This is a genomic window from Vibrio sp. CB1-5 (assembly GCF_059412285.1).
On sequence record NZ_JBJHPB010000043.1, the window covers coordinates 23,472 to 29,818 of the forward strand.

At 44.9% G+C, this 6,347-nt stretch carries 6 protein-coding genes; 2 read left to right on the top strand and 4 right to left on the bottom strand.

The window, feature by feature from the left end; translation table 11 throughout:
• Positions 1-33: 33 nt before the first annotated feature.
• Positions 34-885 carry a 3-deoxy-8-phosphooctulonate synthase gene (gene kdsA / locus ACJB0T_RS20855; protein WP_479291868.1) on the top strand — a complete coding sequence of 284 codons (852 nt, stop codon included), beginning with the start codon at positions 34-36 and terminating at the stop codon, positions 883-885.
• 49 nt (positions 886-934) lie between these two features.
• Here kdsA and ACJB0T_RS20860 read toward each other — a convergent pair whose 3' ends face one another.
• The 4 genes from ACJB0T_RS20860 to ACJB0T_RS20875 all read right to left on the bottom strand — a co-directional run bounded on the left by ACJB0T_RS20860 (position 935) and on the right by ACJB0T_RS20875 (position 4,963).
• A complete protein-coding gene (locus tag ACJB0T_RS20860; protein WP_479291869.1) occupies positions 935-3,133 on the bottom strand; it encodes a YjbH domain-containing protein in 2,199 nt (732 codons plus the stop codon).
• Positions 3,126-3,884 (bottom strand): capsule biosynthesis GfcC family protein, encoded by a 759-nt coding sequence (locus tag ACJB0T_RS20865; protein WP_479291871.1) that lies wholly within the window; start codon positions 3,882-3,884, stop codon positions 3,126-3,128. The genes ACJB0T_RS20860 and ACJB0T_RS20865 overlap by 8 nt, the downstream gene beginning before the upstream one ends.
• A 60-nt stretch (positions 3,885-3,944) precedes the next feature.
• Positions 3,945-4,586, bottom strand: a complete 642-nt coding sequence (locus tag ACJB0T_RS20870; RefSeq protein ID WP_479291872.1) for a YjbF family lipoprotein — start codon at positions 4,584-4,586, stop codon at positions 3,945-3,947.
• Positions 4,587-4,738: 152 nt separating this feature from the next.
• Positions 4,739-4,963, bottom strand: a complete 225-nt coding sequence (locus ACJB0T_RS20875) for a hypothetical protein (protein ID WP_479291874.1) — start codon at positions 4,961-4,963, stop codon at positions 4,739-4,741.
• Positions 4,964-5,217: 254 nt separating this feature from the next.
• On the opposite strand from ACJB0T_RS20875, the gene rfaD reads away from it, so the two are divergent.
• Positions 5,218-6,159, top strand: a complete 942-nt coding sequence (gene rfaD / locus ACJB0T_RS20880) for an ADP-glyceromanno-heptose 6-epimerase (RefSeq protein WP_479291876.1) — start codon at positions 5,218-5,220, stop codon at positions 6,157-6,159.
• Positions 6,160-6,347: the final 188 nt, after the last annotated feature.

A 6,347-nucleotide genomic window follows, 5' to 3' on the forward strand; every position in this document is an offset into this window, starting at 1 on the left:
TCGCTATCGATAGCGAGTAAATACGGAAGTAACATGAAACAAAAAATCGTTAATGTTGGCGGTATTGAAGTAGCCAATGACAAGCCTTTTACACTGTTTGGCGGGATGAACGTTCTAGAATCACGTGATCTCGCTATGCAAATCTGTGAGCACTATGTAAAAGTTACTGAAAAGCTTGGAATTCCTTACGTTTTTAAAGCTTCATTCGATAAAGCCAACCGTTCATCAGTCCATTCGTACCGTGGACCTGGCATGGAAGAAGGCCTAAAGATTTTCCAAGAGTTGAAAGAAACGTTTGGCGTTAGCATCATCACTGACGTACACACGGAAGCTCAGGCTCAACCTGTCGCAGAAGTGGTCGACGTTATTCAGTTGCCCGCTTTCCTTGCTCGTCAGACTGATCTTGTAGAAGCAATGGCAAAAACTGGCGCTGTCATTAACGTCAAGAAACCTCAGTTTATGAGTCCAAACCAAGTTGGTAACATCGTTGAAAAATTCGCTGAGTGTGACAATGACAAAGTCATTTTGTGCGAACGCGGCGCATGTCATGGCTACGACAACCTAGTGGTTGACATGCTTGGTTTTGGCGTAATGAAAAAAGCCTCAAATGGCAGCCCTATTATTTTTGATGTAACCCACTCTCTTCAGATGCGCGATCCTTCTGGTGCAGCTTCTGGCGGACGCCGTGAGCAGACCGTTGAACTCGCACTTTCAGGTATGGCAACAGGTATTGCTGGTTTGTTTATGGAAGCACACCCTGCACCTTCGAAAGCGAAGTGTGACGGTCCTTCAGCATTCCCGCTAGACAAACTAGAGCCGTTCCTTGCTCAAGTGAAACAGCTTGATGATCTCATTAAAGGCTTCGAGCACATCGAAGTTAACTAATCAAAAAAGAAGCACCTTTTTAAAAAGGTGCTTCTTTTTTCGACATTATTTACTCCACTTGATTCGGCCTTTGCAACCACGGAGCTCTCGAATCTGTCACGCTATACAAATCATACTTCTTACCTAGCATTTGCCCCCCATCACGCGTGATCGGTTGCCAGTTGAAAAACGCGCGGTTGGCACTTGGTTTCACTGTCATTAGATCGAATGGAATCGATACATAGAAACCTTTGGTAAAGCTCCCTTCCCCGAACTCTTCCGCACTTAAGTTCGAAAAGCTTGCGTATGCGCCCGCAATAACCCCACTTTTAAATTGCTTGGATACATCTACCCTCGTTCCAATATCACCCGCTAAGAACTGCCCTACGCCGACCTTAAACAAAGTATTGTCAATAAAGCTCCAATTCGGTTGGTAGTAACCCGTTAAGAATCCCGTAAAGCCTTTGGTCACCACTTTGTATGGGCGGTTATCTCGCTCACTAAACTGTTGCTCTTCGGTAAAGAGTCCGAATGCACTTGACGGGTCTCGTTGTGACACCAGATTGACGTCAGCACCAATAGCCCATTGGCTATTAAGCGGTCGATATAGCAGTTCGCCACCAACACCAGCAAACATGGTTTCTAGGTAGCCTGCATAGGCCTGGCTGTAGAAGTCACTTCCAAACTGTTCAAACCAGGTTGCCTGAAGGTTTTTCACCCAAAGTGTGTTGTCAGATACGTAGGAGCGGAACAAGGTTCGTACCCTAGGAACATCGGTACCATCTTGTGGGACTAGGTATGTGAATTGGTCATAGTTATCCACTAGGTTTAGATGCAATGTACCAGATAGATTTAGGTTGCGAGTAGCCCAGCCGCCCACACTGCCATCGATACCAATGGAATAGAGATAAAAACTCTCCGCAGAACCAAATGATTGTGCAAGTGTCGGCCTGATTGAATATTCGAGTCTCTCAAAACCATCATATTCCGCCGAGACAGGCTCTCGTTTTGAGAGTTCTTTTTTCTCAATAGCATCGTGTTTTCTGCGGTCAAGTGGCTGTTCAATCACGATTTTCTTGAAGTCCTGCGCCGCTATGGTGACCTCTGTTTGCGGTAAATGCTGCTTGGTCTCTACAATAGTGTACTTTTCAACACTGTTAGGTAGATGATTCGCAAGGATGACCGCGGCTCGTGAGTGCGCCTCTTCCCTGTCTCGATACTTAACTTGCTCACCGGATACAATCACTTCAGTGGCTGTATTCTCGATACGTACATCTTTATAGCCAGCGTTGCGTTCGAGTTCTTGGGCAAGCGATGCCCAGTCGATATCTTGTGAGTCTAGGCTGTGAGACGTTGGACGTAGTTTCGGTTCTGGTTCATCTAGCCACCTAGCACGCATATCATTGAAGTTAGTGCGAAGCGTTAAACCTAAAGCAACAGAGTTACCACGCTGGTAACTCACCCTAGCATCCCCCCATTGCCCCAGACGATATAAAGCCCCCACATTCCAAGGTGTAGCCGGTGTCATGTCCTGCCCTTTTTTCACCGGGAAGTCTTGGGAGTAATCATTGCCATCATACTCTAATTTGAAACGCAGTGGCTTCCATGGTGTTTGGTATTCTAGTCCACCATAAAGAGAAGCAGGTCCTTTAAACCATCGTTCAAAATCCAGGAGACCGCCGTTGCCTTTGCGATCGGCATAACCTGGTCGCTCACAATACCCCGAGGAGATTGAGCAGAATGGGTTTTTAATATTGCCTCTTGTGCCTAGGTAGCCCCAGCCAATACCAAGAGTAAAATCGATATTCTGGTAGCGTTTTGTCGCCGCTAAGTATTCACCAGAGAATTTGCCTGACCCACCAAGATCGCGCAGACCAATGGACGTCTCCGGTAGATAATCACTCTCCTCTAGAAGGCGAAATTTGAGATCGATACCTTTGTCGGTAAACTTGTTGTCTCGACTGAACTCTGGGTTATCACTGAACATGACGTTCTGAACAATGGTATAACGGATGGTAGTTTCCAGCCATGGTGCAACCTGTAAACTCACATTGTATTTGTGATACTGGCTGTTCCAGTCTCCGTTAATACTAAACTCACCTTCTGGCGCCATTCGTCCACTCGGCATTTGCATCAAACCAACGCCTCCAAAGTCAGACTGGGAGGGCGTTAATACTGCGGGTTCAAACACCGAATCATTGGCGCTGACACTCAAAGAACCGCTGATCGCCATAGCCAATAATGTTGGTCTCAAACTGTGTTTAATCATTATTCACTACCTTGTGACGCAATAGCTGGGCAATATCTTGGTTGAGAGACTCAAACTTTGAAGGTAAGGAATCTAATGGCACATAGATCGTTGCACCAGGAGCAATATAGTGTGGCTGAAAATTGTAGTTACCGTATCTAGCAACCTGCACTTCACCATCTGGTTGTATGACATAGGCAATGCTGGAGCTCGCGCTATCTAACTTCAGCTTACCCAATGCCTCAAAATAGTCCGCTAAAAACCATTGAGCTTGTTGTGATACCTTTGCTTGACGTGAGAGAGCACCAACAAAGTGGACATCATTTTTTCTTGATGTCATCACCAGTTGATAATGACCAGAGAGGAGCGAGTTAGTTACGATTTGAGCTTGGACTTTATCGTAATCTAGACTAGTAAATTCTCTATAGTGGAACTCTGACTGCTTCAACATCTGCTCTACTGTCTCTGCCCCAATCTCTGGTTCAGATATCGCTAGGTCTTGAAGACGGGTTATCAATTCTTGTTTCTTTGCATCAATAAGCGATTGCTTATCTATGGCGAAAAGCTGGCTCTGAATCGGGATATAGTTGAGTTTGCGCTGCACGGCCTGTGTATGAGCATCACGCAGCACTGTCTCTAATCGAGCTGGTGATCCATAATCTAGTCTAATTGATTGATTTGGAAGCAATACGGAGAGCTGATTTGCGAATAAAGGTGCTGATACGAATGCAAGCACAGCGATAACAAATCTTTTTATTCTTTTATTTGGCATGGGCATCCTTGAACCTGCAAAAAGATGTTGACGCCAAACCGCCAACGATCCAGTTGTTTCTTAAATCGTCGGGAACTTGAGCATGGTAAGCTCAATTTTGGTCATGTTCGGCCCTATGTACTCGACAGAGCGAACCACTCGGTCGGTGGACACATCACGCCAGTAGTTGTTTTGAATACTGATATCTAATGCATCGAACGTAATCTCTTCTGCGTATTGCTGAGTCTGATAACTTGCAGTTGGGGTAGCCACAACACCTTTATCACCCAAAACCTGCCTCACAGTGCCGCGGTAACCGTACTGATAATTTGGCATCCAATCGTACATCACACTCCATGATGCAGATGTTTTATTACTTGTAGTTACTCCCATCAAGTTATCACCGAACAACCCAATGGTTTTTACAATTCTTCCACCCTCTGTCACGATCAACGCATTATCGGATGACATCCATTTATATTGTGTGATACCGGTAGCAGGATTTGTGTCCGCGAAAGCGAGCACCATAAAAATCTGAGCGCCATCGTCAATCTTGGCGTAGATACTTGCATAGGGGAGCTTACGAATGTGTTCTGCCGTCATGATAACGTCATCTGCGCCAAATACGGCCTCAGAAATGGTGTCATTCACATGCTGAAAGCGCTGAGAGCAAGCAGAAAGGAGAAATACTAATAATACTGCTAAAAACAACTTTATTTTCAATGTACTGTCCTTTGGCATTGAAAATTAACTAGCGAGATCGACGTAAAACGTGAAGAGTTAAGTGCCAATCAAAGAAGCCCCGTTACAATGTAATCGGAGCTTAATATTTACAATCGTTCAACTGAACTTTTAAATTAATTGCTTTAAAACAATTAGTTAGTTGTTGTTGCTGTTGAAGTTGTTGGGTTACTGTCTTCAGCTGAAGCAACTGCAACCACTGCTACTGCAGCTGCAGTACCAATTACAATACCGCCAGTCATTGCTGAGCCTGCTGCTGCACCGCCTGCACCAGCGCCTGCTGCGCCACCTTCAGCTTCTGCAAATGCTGGGCTAGCCATACCTGCTGCAATCGCCATGATTAATGCGATTTTTTTCATGGTTATTTCCTTTTACTCAATTATCGATAATTCAGTGCATATAATTGAACACACTGACTTTCAATGTTAGTCCATTGTATAAAGCATTGTAAACGGTATTATTTTTACACCTTTCTGACAAATGATATTTTTTGCGCGCCTCATCACGATTTGTCAACCTGTGTTCTCGGCGCTTGTTACCAAGGAACTCCTTTGAACCCCTTAGTAAATCTTATATACTTCAAGTCATTATCCCACTTAATTTGGAACGTTTTATGATCATTGTAACTGGTGGCGCTGGCATGATTGGCAGCAATATTATCAAGGCACTTAATGCAGCTGGCTTGAATGATATTTTGGTTGTCGACAACCTAAAAAATGGACGTAAGTTCAAAAACTTAGTTGACCTAGACATCACAGACTACATGGATCGTGATGACTTCCTTACTCAAGTTATGGCGGGCGATGACTTCGGCCCGATTGAAGCGGTCTTCCATGAAGGTGCTTGCTCTGCAACGACTGAGTGGGATGGCAAGTATGTGATGCTGAACAACTATGAGTACTCAAAAGAACTACTGCATTACTGCTTAGATCGTGAAATTCCATTCTTGTATGCTTCATCAGCTGCAACTTATGGTGAAACGACGGTATTTAAAGAAGAGCGCCAATACGAAGGTGCACTTAATGTCTACGGTTACTCTAAGCAGCAGTTTGACAACTACGTTCGCCGCCTATGGGCAGATGCAAAAGCGCACGGTGAGACGCTGTCTCAAATCACAGGTTTCCGTTACTTCAATGTTTATGGCCCTCGTGAGCAGCACAAAGGCAGCATGGCATCGGTGGCATTCCATCTAAACAACCAAATGAATGCGGGTGAAAATCCGAAGCTATTTGAAGGTAGCGCGCACTTTAAACGTGATTTTGTATACGTGGGTGACGTCGCTAAAGTAAACCTTTGGTTCATGGAAAATGGCGTTTCGGGTATCTATAACTGCGGTACCGGTAATGCGGAAACGTTTGAGGCAATTGCACAGGCAGCGATTAAGCATCACGGCAAAGGCGAAATCGAGAATATTCCGTTCCCGGATCATCTAAAAGGTGCATACCAAGAGTTTACCCAGGCAGACTTGACGAACTTGCGTGCAGCGGGTTGTGATGTTGAGTTTAAGACGGTTGCTGAAGGTGTGGCTGAGTATTTGGCGATTGTGAATAAGTAGTACTTCGTCATCTTCTTAAATAATGTGATCCAATTAACTCACGTCATCCCGATCGCATAGTGTCACCCCTTGAAAAAGGGAAGTGAGGATGGCGCAAGAAAGTAAGAATGGCGAACATAGCGTCATCCCCTTGAAAAGGGGATCTCATGCAACGCGCTGTGAAGTTAAATGCGCTTTTGGTTCTTACG

Coding starts and splice junctions, on each gene's coding strand:
- kdsA (WP_479291868.1), top strand. CDS start 34: ATGAAACAAAAAATCGTTAATGTTGGCGGTATTGAAGTAGCCAATGAC.
- ACJB0T_RS20860 (WP_479291869.1), bottom strand. CDS start 3,133: ATGATTAAACACAGTTTGAGACCAACATTATTGGCTATGGCGATCAGC.
- ACJB0T_RS20865 (WP_479291871.1), bottom strand. CDS start 3,884: ATGCCAAATAAAAGAATAAAAAGATTTGTTATCGCTGTGCTTGCATTC.
- ACJB0T_RS20875 (WP_479291874.1), bottom strand. CDS start 4,963: ATGAAAAAAATCGCATTAATCATGGCGATTGCAGCAGGTATGGCTAGC.
- rfaD (WP_479291876.1), top strand. CDS start 5,218: ATGATCATTGTAACTGGTGGCGCTGGCATGATTGGCAGCAATATTATC.